This is a genomic window from Burkholderia sp. AU45274, assembly GCF_030482505.1.
Taxonomy (GTDB): domain Bacteria; phylum Pseudomonadota; class Gammaproteobacteria; order Burkholderiales; family Burkholderiaceae; genus Burkholderia.
On sequence record NZ_JAUJQE010000003.1, the window covers coordinates 419,922 to 436,702 of the forward strand.

Genomic DNA, 16,781 nt, shown 5'->3' on the forward strand with positions numbered 1-16,781 from the left:
GGGCGCGGGTAGCGTTGGCGCTCATGACGTGACGCGACGCCGCGCGACATGCGGCGCGTCGCGCGCACCGCGTCAGCCTGCCGACAGCCGCTGCGCGTCGAACCAGTCGAGCAGCATGCGCGTGACGAACGCGGGATTTTCCAGATTCGAGATGTGGCCGGCGTCCGGCACCAGCGCATGGGTGCAGCCGATCACGCTCGCCATCTTCACGGTTTCCGACGGCGGGCGCGCCATGTCGCCCGCGCCGCACATCAGCAGCGTGCGTTCGGCGTCCAGTTCGGCGAGTGCCGGCAGCGTGTCGGGCCGGCCGAAGATCAACCGGCCGAGCGGGACGATCGATTGCCGTAACCGGTCGGCCGGCAGGTTCGCCAGCGCGTCGCGAAACGCGGACGGCACCGGGCCCGTCAGATTGACGTCCGGTCGGAAGAACAGCGGCACGATCGCATCGAGCAGCGGCGGCGCGATACGGCCCGCGGCGGCGATGGCGTCAAGCATTCCGAAGTAGCGCAGCCGCGTCGCCTCGGGCTCGGCCTCGAGCGACGCATCCATCAGCACGAGCGAGCGCACGCGCTGCGGTTCGCGCAACGCGAGCCGCGCGCCCCACATGCCGCCGACACTGAGCCCGACGAGCGCGCACTGTTCGATCGCCAGCGCGTCGAGCAGCGCACTCGCCTGCGCGGCGAGATCGTCGAGCGTCTGCGTGCCTTCCGGCATCGCACCCGATGCGCCGTGCCCCCACAGGTCCGGCACGATGACACGATACTGGCGCGACAGCGCGTCGATCTGCGGCGCCCACATCGCCGCATCCCACAGATAGCTGTGCCCGAGCAGCACCGGGAACCCGGTGCCGTGATCCTGGTAATGCAGGGTGCTGCCATGAATGTTCACTGCGGGCATGTCGTCTCCGGTGTCGGCGCGATCGGCAGTGGCCCGGAACCGGGCGCCGCGGTCGGCGGCGTGCTGCAACGAAGGCGAAGCGGCGCATCATCGCACAGGTTGCAGGCGCGGCGCATGACGGTTCGCACCTGCGTGCGCGTCGACCCTGCCGCATGCCCCTTCAACACGCACGCGTGACGGCGTGCCGCGACCGTCCTATCCGACGCGATACATCGGCACCACGTTGCTGCCGGCCGTTTCCTGGTCCGACGCGAGCGGATGACTCGCCTGCTCGAGCAGCCAGTTGGTCAGCACCGCGATATCGAACTCGTTGCATGCGTCCGGGTTCTGCACCAGCACGTAGCTGCCCGATGCGACCGTGCAGTGCGGGAACAGCTCGACGAGCCGGCCCTGCTTCAGCAGCCCGTCGACCAGCGGCCGCCGCCCGATCGCGATGCCGTGCCCGTCGACCGCGGCCTGCACCAGCTGATCGTACTGGCTGAAATGCAGTGCGCCGGCGGGCCGCAGGCGCGGCACGCCCAGCTCCTTCAGCAGATGGCTCCATCCGTGCCACGGCCATTCGCCGCGCGGATCGTCGAGATGCAGCAGCACGTGCTTGTCGAGATCCTCCGGCTTCATCGACGCGACGTCGCCCGGCGCCGGCATCAGGCTCGGGCTGCAGACCGCCACGACATGCTCGCGAAACAGCACGTCCGTCTCGTCCGTCGACGTATACGGCCCGGCATATCGCACGGCCAGGTGCAAACGTTTGCGTTTAAGATCTTCAATTTCGCTCGTGGCGGATACGCGTACGTCGATGTCGGGGTAGCTGGCGCGGAATGAACCGAGGCGCGGAATCAGCCACAGCGCCGCGAACGAAACGGTGGTCGACAACGAGATCGCGCGCTGGCCCACGCTCGACGACAGCTTGCCGATCACCGATTCCAGGTCGGACAACGCGAACGAGATCGCGTCGTACAGCTCCCGCCCCTTGTCGGTCAGCGTCAGGGAACGTATGTGCCGATGAAAGAGCTCGATCCGGAGCTGCTCCTCGAGCGCCTTGACCTGCCGACTCACGGCGGATTGCGTGACGTTCAGTTCCTGCCCGGCACGCGTAAAGCTCAAATGACGCGCCGCGCATTCGAAGCCTCTCAGGAAATCCAGCGAAGGCATACTTCTCAATCGCTTTGCCAATCTCACATTAGCCATACCGCCGCCTCAAAGTTGCACCCACCGACAGGCAAGTCGCCGTTCGTCTCCCTGACTCGTTTCTCCTTTTTGGATTCGGAAACGATTTTATATTGAAGCATGGATGCGGATCATTCTTATTTTCAATCGTGACACTCGTATTTATCTATCGATTTTCATCGGCCAGATATTCTTACATTACCATTATCAAGTAGTGATTTTGTAAATCAATAAGCGGCCAGAATGGCGCGAAGAATGACCGACGAAATCGCGTAAAAACAGCACATTACAGGCGAAAATCGACGTCATGACGACGATACGGACGCCACAGCAGAAGCACGTCCGCACACCTACAATTCAATTTCAATCACCAAACGATTTTATTCATTTACCGTATTACGAAAAGAAACCACACCTCAACCTACACGCGGAATACCATTTAAATCCGTTATTTCGTGTTTATAAAAACATACTAAACGCATGAAATTGAATTGCACCATTCAATTGCCGTAAATTGATGAACCTATTATGTCCGGCAATGAATATTGCCGCCGCCCGGAAACGGCAACCCGCGTGCATGACACCACTCTGTCGTCCGGAATCGGTTCCGCCCTTTACCGGACGGGATGCGCGCCGCTATACCGCGTCCACCACGCCGTCCGTCACACGAGGCGTTCGCGCGGTCACTTCGCGGCGATAGCGGTTCAGCTCCTGCGCGGTCGCGAACGGGCGCTCGAACAGGATCGACAGGTTGTGCAGGATCCGCTCGACCACCTTCTTTTCCCATTCGCCGTCGAAGCGGATCTGCTCGTCGAGCCAGCGCTCGAGCCATTCCGGATCGGGCAGGCGCGACTGCACGGTGTCGCGCGGGAACAGCGCCTGGTTCACGTGCAGGTTGGTCGGGTGCAACGGCTTCTCGGTGCGGCGCGCCGATGCCATCAGCACGCCGATCTTCGCGAACGCGGCACGCGCGACGTCGCCGCAGTCGTTCAGCGCCTTCTTCATGTAGCGCAGATACGCGCCGCCGTGGCGTGCTTCATCGCGCGAGATCGTTTCGTAGATCTGCTTGATGACCGGCTCGGTGTGCCAGTCGGCCGCGCAACGGTACCAGTGGTTCAGGCGGATCTCGCCGCAGAAGTGCAGCATCAGCGTCTCGAGCGGCGGCGCCGGGTCGAATTCGAAGCGCACCGCGTGCAGTTCCGCTTCGGTCGGCGCCATCGCCGGCTTGAAGCGGCGCAGGTATTCCATCAGCACGAGCGAATGCTTCTGTTCCTCGAAGAACCACACGCTCATGAACGCGGAAAAGTCGCTGTCGTGCCGGTTGTCGCGCAGGAACATTTCCGTCGCGGGCAGCGCCGACCATTCGGTGATCGCGTTCATCCTGATCGTCTCGGCCTGCTCGTCGGTGAGCAGCGACGCGTCGAAGCGGTCCCACGGAATGTCCGTCTCCATGTCCCAGCGCACCGCTTCCAGCGACCTGAAAAGTTCCGGATAGAGCATCGTCGTCACCGTCGTTGAAAGGCATTCGGGCCCGGCACCGGCCCGGTCATGCCGATTGCGTGGACGCCGGCGCCGCCGTTTCGGCGTCGGGTGCGCGGTCGTCCGCATCGTCGTCCACCGTGCGCGGCGACAGCCTGCCGCGCAGCAGCGCGTAGTAGAACTGCCGGTAGGTGCGGTGGTAATAGCGGATGCGCGGCCCGATCGCGCCATGCAGATCGTGCAGCCGCTCGATCGGCAGGTTCGGCATCATGTGGTGCTCGACGTGATAGTTGTTGCCGTTCGTGAACCACGTCATGAATGCATTGCTCTCGATCGTCCGCGTGTTGCGGAACGGATCGGTGCTCGTCAGGTCGCAGCGGTAATGCTCGGGCATCTCGACCAGCGCATGCACGGGCGCGGCCACGAACACGAGCGGCACGACCCACACCCACACGACGAACCAAGTGTGCAGCGCGATCGACACACCGGCCAGCAGCGCGATCGCCGCGACCATCAGCAGGTGATCGCGGCGGATCGCGCGCGACACGAGCGGGTTGTCGCCGAAGCGTGCGCCCGGCACGACGAGCTTCGCGACGTTCTTCGCGAACTGGATATAGTGCGCGGCCATCGACAGCCGCCACGCCCACAGGCCGAGATTCACGACGGGGCGCGCGCCGTACTGGTCGCCGTAGTCGAAAAACTCCTTGTTCTCGGGCGTGCCGAGCAGCCGGTGATGGCGCAGGTGGCTGTCCTGGTACGCATGAAACGACACGAGCATCGGCATGCCGAGCAGCACGCCGAACACCATGTTGAGCCGCTTGCTCCTGAATCCCTGGTAATGCAGCGCCTGATGCTGCAGCTCGACCCCGTGCGCGTACATCGCGCCGATCAGCGGGATGCCGACGATCTTCAGGACCACGACCGTCGACAGCGCGAACAGCATGCCATGCGCGATGAGTGCGACGTAGACCGCGAGCTTCAGCGAGAAGACGACGCCGCTGGGGCGGCTCTTCATGTCTGCAACCGGTTTCTGACGGGCGAGAAGCGATGAGGTGACGGACAAAATGCTCTCCTTGGCCGGACCCTGCCCGGCACGATGACGCGGCGACACTGGCGCGCTGCCGGGTTGCAATTCTTCTGTGAGTCGATGCTTCGGACAAACGAATTTTCCGAACGCATTGCATGACGCCCGCGCATGAGCGCACCACATCGTGAACTAGACGACCGGTCGAATGCGTACCGACCATTCACCTCGCACGGGCTCGCGCGTATACACACATGGCAGTGCCGAGTGGATGCGTGCTGCTCATGCATAGCCTGCAAATATTCCGTTTGTCGCGTCATGTCGATCCGGCAAGAATCCCCCTCACTCGACGAACGGCGCCGCCGGCACCGTGGCGCGAGCGGCCGTGTTCCTCAAGGGGAGAATCCTCGTGACGAAGTGCGCATCCACCATTCATCGCCTCATCGAATCGCTCGAGGACGTCGCGGGCGCCATGCATCGCATGACGTTCGTCGACGACGCCGGCAACGAGGCGAGCATCACGTACCGGCGCTTCGCTGAAGAAGTGTTTCGCCAGGCCGGCGCGCTGCGCGAACTCGACGTGCGCGAGAACGACATGGTGATGCTGGCGTTGCCCGCGTCGGTCGAGCACGCGGTCGCGATGATGGCCTGCGTGATGACGGGCGCACTGCCCTGCACCGTGCCCGTTCCGACGCGCCGCGCCACGACCGGGCGGCAGGTGATCGATGTCGCCTGCGAGCTGTACCGGCCGCGCCTCGTCATCGCCGCGGATGCGCAGTCGGCCGCATGGCGCGACGATGCGTTTCCCGCTTCGTTCACGCGCGTCGTCGATCTCGACACGCTGTCGCTCGTCGCGGATGCCGGCGCGCGCGCGCTGATCAGCGCGAAGCATGGCCGCGATCCGCATCATGTCCAGCTCACGTCCGGCTCGACGTCGCACCCGAAGGCCGCGGTGCTCAGCCACGAGAACGTGATCGCGAACGTGCTCGGCATCGGCGGGTCGGTGCGTTTCGACATTGCGGCCGGCGACGGCACCGCGTCGTGGCTGCCGCTCTATCACGACATGGGGCTGCTCACGCTGCTGTCGAACCTGCATTACCGTGCGCCGCTGCTGATGATGCAGCCGAACAGCTTCATCCGGAATCCGCTCGGCTGGTTGAAGCGCATCGCGTCAGCGCGCGCGACGACGACGTCGGTGCCGACCTTCGCGCTGCGCTACTGCGTGCGCCGTTTCAATGCCGCCGCGATGGAAGGCGTGGATCTTTCCGCGTGCCGCAACATCTTCATCGGCGGCGAACGCGTGGACGACGCGACGCTGCGCGACTTCGCCGCGACGTTCGCGCCGTACGGTCTCGCCGCATCGGCGCTGCAGCCGTGCTACGGGATGGCCGAATCGACGCTCGCGGTATCGATGCATCGTGCGTGGCACGACGGCGCCGTTGACGGCGCACCGTACGTGATCGCCGACACGCTCGACCGTCGCGCGCTGATCGAGCGCCGCGACGCGCAACCGGCCGCCGCGAACGACGGCGCCGACACCGACACCGAAACCGTGCTCGCGATGGGCACGCCGATCGAGGGCATGGCGTTCCGGATCCTCGACGACGGCGACCACGCGCTGGCGAATCGCGCGGTCGGCGAAGTCGCGATCCGCGGCACGTCGGTGATGCTCGGCTACCTGAACCCCGACGACGGCTCGATCGCCGCGCCGCTGACGGCAGACGGCTGGTTCCGCACCGGCGATATCGGCTATATCGCCGACGGCCAGCTGCACATCCTCGGGCGCAAGAAGGAAGTCATCATCATTCGCGGCAGCAACTACTTCCCGCACGAAATCGAGGAAGCGTTGGCGTCGCATCGCACGCTGCGCAAGAGCACCTGCATCGCGTTCGGGCTGCCCGACCCCGAGACGGGCACCGAGCGGCTGGTCGTCGCGATCGAGGCGCGGCCCGTCGACGCGACGCCGCAGACGCGCGCCGAGTGCCAGCAGTTGCTCGCGTCGCGCATCGGTTTCGCCGCGCAGGATCTGTGCTTCGTCGAACCCGGCTCGCTGCCGCGCACGACGAGCGGCAAGCTGCAGCGCCTGAAGTGCCGCGACCTCTATGCGAGCGGCGCGCTGTCCGTGATCCACGCGACGGCCGCCGCCGAAGCCGGCCAGGGAGCGTACGCATGACGACCGCCACGCTCACGCCGGTGCTCGAACTGCGCGACGTCTCGCGCGTGTACGAGGGCGCGGGCCGCGTCGTCGCGGTGCGCGGCGCGACGATCTCGATCGGCCGGCGCGACGTCGTCGCGCTCGTCGGCCCGTCGGGCAGCGGCAAGAGCACGTTGCTCAACCTGGCCGGCTTTCTCGACGTGCCGAGCAGCGGCGAACGCTGGCTCGAAGGCCGCCGGATCGACGATGCGCCGGACACACTCGAACGGATTCGCCGCGAGCGCATCGGCTTCGTGTTCCAGCAGTTCAACCTGATTCCGGTGATGTCGGCGCTCGAAAACGTCGAGCTCGGCTGCTTCGCATGGGGCACGCCGCGCACGCGCCGCGAGCGCGCCCGCGCGATGCTCGACGCGGTGGGGCTCGCCGCGCGCGAACGTCATCGCCCCGGCGAGCTGTCCGGCGGCGAGCAGCAACGCGTTGCACTGGCGCGCGCACTCGCCAAGGAACCGGCGATCGTGATCGCGGACGAGCCGACCGCCAGCCTCGACAGCACCAACGCACGGGCAGTGGCCGAGCTGATCCTCGACACCAACCGCACGCTGGGCACCGCCTTTCTGATTGCGTCGCACGACGATCGTCTGTGCGCGCACCTGCCGCGCCGCATCGAGATGCGCGACGGCGTACCGGGAGTGAATCGTGAACTGGTCGACGTTTGCGTGGCGTAACCTCTGGCGCAACAAGCGCCGCACCGTGCTGACGATGGCGATGATCGGCGTCGCCGCGTTCGCGTCGAGCCTCGCGCTCGGCTACGTGATCGCGACCTTCGATGCGGTGCGCGAAGGATCGATCGACAGCGGCGTCGGCCACGTGCAGGTGCTGCACCACGGCTATCTCGACCTGATCGGCGAACGTCCGCTGCAGTACGGGCTCACCGCCGACGAGCAGGCCACCACCACGCACGCGATCGCGGCGCTGCCCGGCGTCGCGACCACCGCGCGCGGCATCGACTTCGACGGGTTGATCTCGAACGGCGATCTCAGTTACGGCTTCGTCGGCGAAGGCATCGAGCCGAACCGCGAGCCGCCCGGCTTCTTCGACTATCACACGGTGCTGTCGGGCCGTTACCTGTCGCCGACGAATGCCGGCACCGAAGTGGTCGTCGGCGCGGAACTCGCGCGCAAGCTCGGCGTGCACGTCGGCTCGGTCGTGCAGCTAATGGCGTCGACCGCGCACGGCGGCATCAACGCGACCGATGCGCAGATCGTCGGCGTGATGAGCACCGGCAACAAGGACGTCGACGAACGGATCGTCAATGTGACGTTCACGGCCGCACAGGCGCTGCTGCGCACCGACCGGGCGTCGCGCATCGCGGTGTTCCTGTCGGACACCGCGCACACGCCGGCCGCCGCCGCGTCGCTGCGCGCCGCGCTGCCGACGCTCGACGTGAAGACCTGGGACCAGCTCGTGTCGCTCTATCACCAGGTCGTCGCGCTGTACAAGAACCAGTTCTCGGTGTTCGGCGCGATTCTCTGCCTGACCATCCTGCTGTCGATGAGCAACTGGATCCTGATGAGCATCGTCGAGCGCCGCCGCGAGATCTCGACCTTGCGTGCGCTCGGCGTGCCGGCCGCGACGGTGCGCGGCGTGCTGATCCAGGAGACCGCCTTCCTCGGCCTGCTGGGCGCCGCCGCCGGCATCGCGGTGGCGCTGCTGACGATGGTCGCGCTCAATCACGCACAGATCCGCCTGCCGCCGCCGCCGGGGCGCGTGAAGTCGATCCTGCTCGAATTCACGGTCTCGCCGGCCGCCGTGGCCGCCGTCGAAGGCGCGTTCGTCGTGCTCGGGGTGGCCGCCGCGCTGCTCGCGACGCTCGGCCTCGCCAAACGCAACATCCTCGAAGGACTCGCCCCATGATTCGCATTCGCCACCTGGCCGCCGCGCTCGTCGCGTGCGCGCCGCTCGTGCATGCCGCCGACGCCCCGACGGCCCAGACCATGCTTGCCCGTGCCGACGCATACCGCAGCACGGCCGCCGATACGCAGACGAACATCCAGATCACGAACGAAGTCGGCGGGCAGTCCGGCGACGCGACGCGCTATCTCGTCTATACGCGCGGCAACGGCGACACGCTCGCGCTGACGCGCAGCGGCGAGAACGACGGCCAGAAATACCTCGCGACGACGCGCGGCCACTGGTTCTACGTGCCGAACACGCGCAGCGCGGTCCGCATCAACGGGATGCAGCGGCTACAGGGCGAGGTCGTGATCAGCGACATCACGCGCACGCACTGGGCGGACAGCTATCACGCATCGGCCGCGCCGGGCGCGACGACGATCGCCGGCAAGCCGGCCACCGAGCTCGATCTGACCGCGACCGATCCCGACAACGTCTACCCGACGATCAAGCTGTGGGTCACGCCCGATACCGACGTACCGGTGCGCGCGCAGTTCTTCCTCGCGAGCGGCCTGCTGTTCCGCAGCGCCGATTTCTCCGCGCCGGTCGATGCGAACGGGCGCAAGGTGATCCGCAAGATCACGTATCGCAACGAGATCGAAAAGCAGCGCGCGAGCGTCGTCGACATCCTCGACGGCCAGCCGCGCAAGATTCCGTCGGGCTGGTTCAATCCCGACACGCTTGCCGATGGCCAGTGACAACAACGCCCATGTCGACGCCCATCGTGACCGCCGCCTTCCATCATCCGGCCGACTCTGGCCCGCCGCCGCGCTCGCCGTCCCGCTTGCGCTCGGCTGCACGCTCGCGCACGGAGAATCGCTGATGGAACAGTTGAGCACGCTGAACGGCATCGCGTACACACGCACCGTCGACAGCATGGACGGGCACGCGCTGTTAGGCAACCTGATCGGCGACCAGCCGCGCAACCTGCAGGAAGCGGGCCTGCTCGCGCGCATCGACGGCGAGAACCTGTTCATGAACGCCCGTGCCGTGGCCAGCAACCACTCGCTCGGCGCGCAGGCCACCCGCTTCAACGAGGCCGGCGTGCGCTACGCATTCGACAACGGCATCACGCTCACCGCCGGCAAGCGGATCGATCCGCTCGATACGTCGCAGGCGTTCTTCCCGCTCGGATTCTTCCAGAAGCGGGCCGCGACGGCCGACATCTACGACCGCTACGGCGACGTCGAAGGCACGCCGCTCGTCGAAGCGAAATGGGCCGGCGAACAGACCACGCTGCAGTTCATCGCCGGGGAAAACCGCACGCTGCGCAGCGACGTCGACAACCGCGACGTGCAGGGCGCGACGCAGCTCGTGCGCGGTGCGTACAACTGGTCGGGCGGCTCGGCCGCGTTGCTCGCCGGCCGGCATGCGGGCCATGGCGGCGCCGGTGCGACGCTGTCGTTCGACGTCGCGCGCTCGAACACCGTCTATGCAAGCGCGTGGCTCGAGCGCGGCACGACACGGCCATTGCCTGCGTTCATCGCGAACGGCACGTCGCTCGATTCCCCGGCCGCGTACGACGCGGTCGATCGCCGCAACGATCGCCAAGTCATGTGGCGCAGCGCGGTCGGCATGCAGAGCGCACTGCCCGGCAACTTCTCGCTGATCGTCGAGTGGTCGCACGACGAGGCGCGCTACGACGCGAACCAGTGGCGCCAGATGGTCGGCGCGGTCCGCGTGAACAACGCGCTGCTGCCCGTCGCGCCCGGCGCGGCGCTGGGCGGCCTCGGCGGCACGGCCGATTTCGTGAGCGTCGACGGCAACCTGCGCGACTACCTGTTCGCGCGGCTCGGCAAGAAGATCGGCCGCGTCGAATATTCGCTGCGCGGCGTCTATTCGCCGCAGGACAAGGGCCTGCTCGCGATCGCGCAGATCGTCGCCGATGTGAACAAGCGCGTGAGCGTCGACGTCGCGGTCACCCGCGCGTTCTCCGACAGCAATTCCGAGTACCGGATGGTCGGTCTCGGCACCCGTATCGACGCCGCCGTGCGCGTGCGCTTCTGACAGGAACCCTGCCCCATGTCCACGCTTTCCGCTCCCGCTTCGTCCGCCGCCCCGTTCACGCCCGCGCCGCTGCTGCTGCGCGTGGCCGACCGGGCCGCGTATCCGGTGCTGCGCCACTTCGACACGATCGCGTCGCTCGGCACGCCGCCGCGCGCGGCGACCCGGCTCGTCGAAGCCGCTGCCGTGCGGCTGCTCGACAGCGAGATGGTGATCGCGCTGCATGCCGCCACGCCGGACGTGCTACCCGATTCGTCCGCGTCGACGCCGCTGCGGCACGAAGAAGCGCCGCTCACCGAAGCGTTGCTCGAACAAATCAGCCGCGAAGGGTTTCATCACCTGTTCAAGCCGTTCATGCGCGCGTTCATCCGCATCATGTTCGGGCTGTTCTTCTCCGACGACCAGAACCGTCGCGCCTGCGACTGCATCGACAGCGGCCACAACTTCGCGTTCCTGATGAGCGACGGCGGCGGCCCGACGCTCGCCGCATGGCGCACCGTCGTGCGCAGCGACGACAACGGCCTCGCGCTCACCGTCGACAAGGTGTGGGGCATCGAAGCCCACCGCGACTGCATGGCGGTGGTCGCCGCGCGGTTGCCGGGCGTGATGTTCCCGGCCGCCTACCTCGTGTGGCCCGACGAGTACCGGAAGCTGAAGCGCACGACCTGCGGCGCGCCGTTCCTCGCCGGCAACCTGCAGCTCGCGAACGTCGGCGGCCAGGTGCGCGCCCATGCCGAGGATCGCCTGCGCATCGGCGGCCCGACCGTGTTCAACAAGTACCTGACCGTCGTGCGCCCCTACTTCGTCCGCGCGCTGATGGCGCACGTCGGCTGGCTCGCGCAAACGGGCCGCATCGAACTCGACGCCGACGCCCGCGCCGTCCACCAGTTCATCGCCCACGCCGCGCGCAGCCAGACCGACGACGCGCACTACAGCTTCGGCAAGGTGCAGCGCGTGCTCGCGATCAAGCTGCTGTCGAACGAGTTCCTGACGGCGCTCGTGCGCGACGGCAGGGTGGCGACCTTCGACGACCAGCGCGACCTGCTGGCGTTTTCGAAGATGGAAGGCAGTTCGTACCGCTGTTATCACGAGCTTCGCAAGAGCCTGCGCTGCGAAGCCGGCAGTTGACCCACGCGACAGGCCGATCGATCCCGATCAACCCACTTCATTATCAGGAGCTCCTCTCATGACGACCCAGAACGTTCCGGCCGACGCGCTCGACATCCTGTCCCGCGAAGTCGCGAAGATCCTCAACGTCGAGACCGTCGACACCGACGCCGGCATCGGCGAACTCGGCATCGATTCGCTGAACATCGTCGAGCTGATCGTGTTCTGCGAACAGCTCTACGGTTCGATCGACCCGGAAGCGCTGAACATCACGCAGTACACGACGCTGCAGCAGCTCGACGCGCAACTGCGCCGCCAGCAGCACGCCGCCTGACACGACGATGCTCGCGCCCCTTGCGACCGTGGCGGCCCCCGCCGCCCAGCCGGCCCCGGCCACTGCGCTGACCGTGCAGGCGCTCGCGTACCGGCGCGTCGCGCCGTCGCGCGACGGCGCGGCCGTGCCGCTCGACGACACGGCCCGCGCGATCGGCACGCTCGCGTGCGCCGAACGCGAGCGGCTGTGCGGCGCGGTCGGCGCGGACGACTACGTGGTCAGCTCGACGATCCTGTCGATGCTGCTGATGAACGATTCGCCGCAGCATCGCGTGTTCGCGCAGGCACTCGCCGGCGCGAACGACTACACGCCCGACTGGATGACCTGCTCATACGAATGCGCGGGCTGGGGCTACGTATTGCGCCGCTCGCTCGCCACCGCGGCCGAGACCGGGCCGCGCACGCTGCTGCTGCAGATCGTCGACATCGACGTGCACGGCTACACGTACTGGCACGGCAACCCCGCCTGGGGGCGCTCGGGCTTCGGCGTGTGCACGCTGCTCGTCGACGTCGGCCGAGAAGCGTCACCGTCCATGACGTCGGTGCTGGCCGAGGCCGCGCCGCCGGCCAGTGCGGTCGTGCGGCTGGGCCGCGACATCCGCACCTTCTGCGCGGCCCGCCCCGGCTTGCACGCGGCGCTGCCGTTCTTTCCGGCGACGTCGCGCCGTGCGCTGCTCGCGTCGGTCGGCAAGACGCCGCTGCTGCCGGACGGCCACGGGCAGTTCGGTCATGCGTTCGGCAGCGATCCGTGGCTGTCGGTGCTGCTCGCGCATCGCGACGGCGACACGCCGCGCCGCGCGGCCGTCTGCTCGCTCGCGCTGAACGGCTATTACGCAGTCGCCGACGTCGCGTTCGCGCCGGACGCGACGTTCTCGCTCGACGACGAGGCGTGACATGGTGCGACCCGTTCACTTCACCTACCGGATCGAGCGCGACGCGCGGCAGCCGGTCGCGGTCGCCGCGAGCGCGTACCGGATGCCGCTCGACACGCCGGCCGACTATGCGCGTGCCTCACTCGCGGAAACAGCCGGCGACCTGTATGACGCCGGCGATGCGCTCGGCGGCGATCGCCGCGTGCTGCTCGACCACGTCCAGTACTTCGCATTCCTTGCCGAAATCACGGCACGCATCCGCGACGCCGTGCATCCGGACGCGCGCGTATTCATCGAGGTCTGCGCGCCGTACTTCGGCACGTTGCCGGCCGAACTGCTCGCGCCGCACGTGCTGCTCGGCGTGCACCTGTACGACGAAGCCTTGCGCGATGCCGCGCGCGGCGCACCCGTCGTGTGGATCGGCGACCGGATCCTGCGCGACGCGGAGTTCGCCGGCGACAACCGCGTGTGCTGCGCGATCTGGCCGGCGCGGCTCGCCGACGCCTTCGACGCGCAATTGCGCGGCGCATGGCCGGCGTATGCGATCCGCCTCGACCCGCACCCGGCCGCGCCGCGCGCCGCCGCCACGACGCTTACCGATTCCGCCCATCATTCCGGCGCCGCCGCGCGACCAGGGAGACCTTGAAATGACTGACACGCTCACCGTAATGCAGGACACGGCCGACATCCGCTGGTCGATGCCCGTCGACGCCCTGATGTCGAACGACTACGCACTGCGCGAAGAGGCGCTGAACCGCTTGTACGAAAAGGCGAAGGCCGCGCAGTGGGACGTCGCGACCGATGTCGACTGGAGCCACGATCTCGATCCGGCGAACCCGCTCGGCATGCCCGACCCGACGCTGCTGATCTACGGCACCGAGCTGTGGGGCAAGCTCTCGGACACCGACAAGCGCGAGGTGCGCCATCACGCGCAGGGCTGGCTGCTGTCGCAGATCCTGCATGGCGAGCAGGCCGCGCTGATCTGCGCATCGAAGCTCGCGTCGGCCGAGAACGGCCTGAGCGCGCGGCTGTGCGCGGCCGCGCAGATGATGGACGAAGCGCGCCATGTCGAGGCGTACGCGAAGCTCGTGAACGAGAAGCTCGACGTCAGCTACCCGATGAGCCGCTCGCTGAAGGGGCTGCTGCACGACACGATCACGAGCAGCGCGCTCGACATGACGAACCTCGGGATGCAGGTGCTCGTCGAGGGCATCGCGCTGTCGATCTTCCAGAGCGTGGTCGCGTACAGCACCGATCCGTTCATCAAGGACCTGTTCGTGCGGATCCAGCGCGACGAGTCGCGCCACTTCGCGGTCGGCCGGATCACGCTGTGCCGCGTGTATGCGGAGATGAGCGCGGTCGAGCTGCGCGAGCGCGAGGAGTTCGTCTGCGAGGGCGCGGCCGTGCTGTACGAGCACCTGTGCGCGGACGACATCTGGGAACCGATGGGGCTGTCGAAGCGCGAATGCAGCGCGATGGTGCGCGAATCGCCGGTCTCCAGCTCGATCCGCCGCTCGATCTTTCGGCGCCTGGTGCCGACGATCCGCGAGATGGGTCTGCTCACGCCGACCGTGCAGGCGACCTTCGAAAAACTCGACGTCCTCGACTACGCGGCGATGCCGCTCAACTGAACCATGACGACGACCTCCTCCCAAGCGTCACGCGATTTCTGGATCGGCATCGACGCGGTGGCCTACGAGCTGCCGGGCCTGCCCGTCGATATCGAGGCCTGGGCCGCCGAGCGCGACTACCCGGCGCAACGGGCCGCGGCGATCGCGCACTCGGGCAGCCGCTATTTCCACATGGCGCTCGACACGAGCGAGACCGATCTCGCGATCGCGGCGGCCGGCCGCCTGCTCGACACCGCGCGCGTGCATCCGTCCGACATCGGCGCGATCGTGCACGTGCACACGCAGCAGTTCAGCGTGCCGCCCGCGCCGCGCAGCCTGCCGCACGAGCTGGCCGCGCAGCTCGGCATCGAGCCGCTGTGGCTCGGCTCGGTCGCACAGCTGAACTGCGTGTCGGTCGCGGCCGGCATCGAGACGGTGCGCGCGCTGATGCGCCGCTATCCGCAGCTCGACGCGGCGCTCGTCGTGTCGTCCGATCGCGTTTACGGCGAGGATTACCGGATGCGGCAGATGACGGGTGTGCAGTGCGACGGCGCGGCCGCGATGCTGATCGCGCGCAACAGCACGAAAAACCGGCTCGGCGGCATCGCGATCGAGACGCATGCGAAGTGGCATCGCGGCTCGGACACCGTCGCCGCGAACGAGGCCGACCTGATCATGATGGAGTGGCCGTACACCCGCAAGGCGATCGACGCGGCGGTCGCGCTCGAGCCGTACGCGCTCGACGCGTACGAGCTCGTGCTGCCGCACAACGCCGACCTGCCCGGCTGGAACGCGCTGTGCCGCGCGATGCGCGTGCCGGCCGAGCGGCTCTATGCGGAAAACATCCATGCGCGCGGCCATGCGTGCTGTTCGGACTTCCCGATCAACCTGGCCGACGTCGGGCTCGACGCGGTCGCGCGCGGCCAGCGCGTGCTCGGCGTGATGCAGTCGAACTGCGGCGCGTACGCGGCCGCCACGCTCCATCCGGTGGGCCGCCATGACGCCTGAGCGCCCGCTTCCGCCCGCCGGCGACCACGCGTGGATCGCCGACCTGCGCACGCCGTGCTACGTGTACGAGCCGGAGGTCGCGATCGCGCGCTACCGGTCGCTGAAGGCGCGGCTCGGCACGCGGCTGATCGTGTCGCTGAAGGCGAACCCGAACCAGGACATGCTCGCGCGCTGCGCGCATGCGTACGAGGATGGCGTCGAACTCGCGAGCCGCGGCGAACTCGATGCGGTGATCGGCCGGATCAAGACGCCGCGCTACCTGAACAACCCGTCGATGGACGAGATGTTCATGCGCGCCGGGCTCGCGTCGCGCTGCCATTTCGTGCTCGACAACCCGGACGCGGTCGCGCGCTTCGTGCCGCTGGCGCGCGAGGCGGCGGCCGGCGGCAGCACGCCGGGCGCCGTGCTGCTGCGCGTGAATGCCGGCGCGCTGGCCGGCGACGAGGCGCGCGCGCTGTGGCACGACCACTTCGGGATGACGCCGAACGAGGCGCACGACGCGGTGCGTACGCTCGCCGCTGCCGGTTTGCCGGTGGCCGGGCTGCACGTGTTCTCCGGCCCGCATTCGTTCATCCGCCAGGACGCGACGCAGCCCGACACACTCGTGCTGCCCGAGCGGCTCGCGGCGCTCGCGCGCGATCTCGCCCCCGCCAACGGCGCGCCGCTCACGTCGCTGAGTCTCGGCGGCGGTTTTGCCGACGATCACCCCGGCGACGCCGCGTTCGAACGCTATGCGACTGCGCTCGCGCCGCTGGCCGGCCAGTACGCGCTCGCGCATGAATCGGGCCGCGCGATCTTCGCGGATGCGGGCGTGTTCGCGACGCGCGTCGTCGCGGTCAAGACGTGGCAGGACCGCACGATCGCCGTCTGCGACGGCGGGCTCTCGCATGCGTTCCTGCTTGCGCAGACCGAATCGGTGATGCGCCGGCTGGCCGCGCCGTCGCTCGTGCGCCACAAGCCCGCACCGCCGGAGCGTGGCGTACCGACGATCTATGTCGGCAGCACCTGCAGCCGCGCGGACGTGATCGGCCGCGACGACACCGGCGCCCCACCGCAGGTCGGCGACATCGCCGTGTTCGCGCGCTGCGGCGCGTATCACCGCACGTACTCGATGGCGCATTTCCTGTCCCACGAAGCCGCGCACGTGTACGTGCGGCCTGCCTAGACCCACC

At 67.7% G+C, this 16,781-nt stretch carries 16 protein-coding genes; 12 read left to right on the top strand and 4 right to left on the bottom strand.

What is annotated here, in order from left to right; all coding sequences use genetic code 11:
• Positions 1-72: 72 nt before the first annotated feature.
• From QZM35_RS14715 to QZM35_RS14730, 4 genes are all read right to left on the bottom strand, one after another.
• Complete coding sequence (locus QZM35_RS14715) at positions 73-897, bottom strand: alpha/beta fold hydrolase (RefSeq protein WP_301776224.1); 825 nt, start codon at positions 895-897, stop codon at positions 73-75.
• 195 nt (positions 898-1,092) lie between these two features.
• Complete coding sequence (locus QZM35_RS14720) at positions 1,093-2,085, bottom strand: LysR substrate-binding domain-containing protein (RefSeq protein WP_089476280.1); 993 nt, start codon at positions 2,083-2,085, stop codon at positions 1,093-1,095.
• Between the two features lie 615 nt (positions 2,086-2,700).
• On the bottom strand, positions 2,701-3,573 hold the full coding sequence (locus QZM35_RS14725) for a ferritin-like domain-containing protein (protein WP_301776225.1): 873 nt from the start codon (positions 3,571-3,573) through the stop codon (positions 2,701-2,703).
• A 37-nt stretch (positions 3,574-3,610) separates the two neighbouring features.
• Positions 3,611-4,558, bottom strand: coding sequence for a fatty acid desaturase (locus QZM35_RS14730; protein ID WP_301776226.1), 948 nt, complete (start codon positions 4,556-4,558; stop codon positions 3,611-3,613).
• Positions 4,559-4,976: 418 nt separating this feature from the next.
• Here QZM35_RS14730 and QZM35_RS14735 point away from each other — a divergent pair, with 418 nt between their 5' ends.
• Genes QZM35_RS14735 through QZM35_RS14790 form a run of 12 tightly spaced genes read left to right on the top strand, consistent with a single transcriptional unit; the run spans position 4,977 to position 16,774 of the window.
• Positions 4,977-6,740, top strand: coding sequence for a fatty acyl-AMP ligase (locus QZM35_RS14735; protein ID WP_301776227.1), 1,764 nt, complete (start codon positions 4,977-4,979; stop codon positions 6,738-6,740).
• Positions 6,737-7,447: an ABC transporter ATP-binding protein gene (locus QZM35_RS14740; protein WP_089429816.1), complete on the top strand. Its 711-nt coding sequence runs from the start codon at positions 6,737-6,739 to the stop codon at positions 7,445-7,447. The genes QZM35_RS14735 and QZM35_RS14740 overlap by 4 nt, the downstream gene beginning before the upstream one ends.
• Positions 7,419-8,636 carry an ABC transporter permease gene (locus tag QZM35_RS14745; protein ID WP_301776228.1) on the top strand — a complete coding sequence of 406 codons (1,218 nt, stop codon included), beginning with the start codon at positions 7,419-7,421 and terminating at the stop codon, positions 8,634-8,636. Before QZM35_RS14740 ends, QZM35_RS14745 begins: the two co-directional genes overlap by 29 nt.
• Positions 8,633-9,373 carry an outer membrane lipoprotein-sorting protein gene (locus QZM35_RS14750; RefSeq protein ID WP_174945843.1) on the top strand — a complete coding sequence of 247 codons (741 nt, stop codon included), beginning with the start codon at positions 8,633-8,635 and terminating at the stop codon, positions 9,371-9,373. The genes QZM35_RS14745 and QZM35_RS14750 overlap by 4 nt, the downstream gene beginning before the upstream one ends.
• Positions 9,363-10,682 carry a hypothetical protein gene (locus QZM35_RS14755; protein WP_301776229.1) on the top strand — a complete coding sequence of 440 codons (1,320 nt, stop codon included), beginning with the start codon at positions 9,363-9,365 and terminating at the stop codon, positions 10,680-10,682. The genes QZM35_RS14750 and QZM35_RS14755 overlap by 11 nt, the downstream gene beginning before the upstream one ends.
• A 15-nt stretch (positions 10,683-10,697) precedes the next feature.
• Positions 10,698-11,807: a hypothetical protein gene (locus tag QZM35_RS14760; protein ID WP_301776230.1), complete on the top strand. Its 1,110-nt coding sequence runs from the start codon at positions 10,698-10,700 to the stop codon at positions 11,805-11,807.
• Positions 11,808-11,865: 58 nt separating this feature from the next.
• Positions 11,866-12,120 carry an acyl carrier protein gene (locus QZM35_RS14765; RefSeq protein WP_011350104.1) on the top strand — a complete coding sequence of 85 codons (255 nt, stop codon included), beginning with the start codon at positions 11,866-11,868 and terminating at the stop codon, positions 12,118-12,120.
• Between the two features lie 7 nt (positions 12,121-12,127).
• Positions 12,128-13,012, top strand: a complete 885-nt coding sequence (locus QZM35_RS14770) for a hypothetical protein (protein WP_089429821.1) — start codon at positions 12,128-12,130, stop codon at positions 13,010-13,012.
• A gap of 1 nt (position 13,013) precedes the next feature.
• Entirely contained in the window at positions 13,014-13,637 is a 624-nt protein-coding gene (locus QZM35_RS14775) for a hypothetical protein (RefSeq protein WP_301776231.1), read from the top strand.
• A gap of 1 nt (position 13,638) precedes the next feature.
• The gene (locus tag QZM35_RS14780) at positions 13,639-14,622 is read left to right on the top strand and encodes a ferritin-like domain-containing protein (protein WP_046547055.1); all 984 of its coding nucleotides are present in this window, start codon (positions 13,639-13,641) and stop codon (positions 14,620-14,622) included.
• A gap of 3 nt (positions 14,623-14,625) precedes the next feature.
• Complete coding sequence (locus tag QZM35_RS14785; protein WP_089433807.1) at positions 14,626-15,609, top strand: ketoacyl-ACP synthase III family protein; 984 nt, start codon at positions 14,626-14,628, stop codon at positions 15,607-15,609.
• Complete coding sequence (locus tag QZM35_RS14790) at positions 15,599-16,774, top strand: PLP-dependent decarboxylase (RefSeq protein ID WP_089433808.1); 1,176 nt, start codon at positions 15,599-15,601, stop codon at positions 16,772-16,774. The genes QZM35_RS14785 and QZM35_RS14790 overlap by 11 nt, the downstream gene beginning before the upstream one ends.
• The last annotated feature ends 7 nt before the right edge of the window (positions 16,775-16,781 follow it).

Coding starts and splice junctions, on each gene's coding strand:
- QZM35_RS14775 (WP_301776231.1), top strand. CDS start 13,014: ATGGTGCGACCCGTTCACTTCACCTACCGGATCGAGCGCGACGCGCGG.
- QZM35_RS14730 (WP_301776226.1), bottom strand. CDS start 4,558: ATGAAGAGCCGCCCCAGCGGCGTCGTCTTCTCGCTGAAGCTCGCGGTC.
- QZM35_RS14720 (WP_089476280.1), bottom strand. CDS start 2,085: ATGGCTAATGTGAGATTGGCAAAGCGATTGAGAAGTATGCCTTCGCTG.
- QZM35_RS14750 (WP_174945843.1), top strand. CDS start 8,633: ATGATTCGCATTCGCCACCTGGCCGCCGCGCTCGTCGCGTGCGCGCCG.
- QZM35_RS14770 (WP_089429821.1), top strand. CDS start 12,128: ATGCTCGCGCCCCTTGCGACCGTGGCGGCCCCCGCCGCCCAGCCGGCC.
- QZM35_RS14780 (WP_046547055.1), top strand. CDS start 13,639: ATGACTGACACGCTCACCGTAATGCAGGACACGGCCGACATCCGCTGG.
- QZM35_RS14785 (WP_089433807.1), top strand. CDS start 14,626: ATGACGACGACCTCCTCCCAAGCGTCACGCGATTTCTGGATCGGCATC.
- QZM35_RS14760 (WP_301776230.1), top strand. CDS start 10,698: ATGTCCACGCTTTCCGCTCCCGCTTCGTCCGCCGCCCCGTTCACGCCC.
- QZM35_RS14765 (WP_011350104.1), top strand. CDS start 11,866: ATGACGACCCAGAACGTTCCGGCCGACGCGCTCGACATCCTGTCCCGC.
- QZM35_RS14715 (WP_301776224.1), bottom strand. CDS start 897: ATGCCCGCAGTGAACATTCATGGCAGCACCCTGCATTACCAGGATCAC.
- QZM35_RS14740 (WP_089429816.1), top strand. CDS start 6,737: ATGACGACCGCCACGCTCACGCCGGTGCTCGAACTGCGCGACGTCTCG.
- QZM35_RS14790 (WP_089433808.1), top strand. CDS start 15,599: ATGACGCCTGAGCGCCCGCTTCCGCCCGCCGGCGACCACGCGTGGATC.
- QZM35_RS14755 (WP_301776229.1), top strand. CDS start 9,363: ATGGCCAGTGACAACAACGCCCATGTCGACGCCCATCGTGACCGCCGC.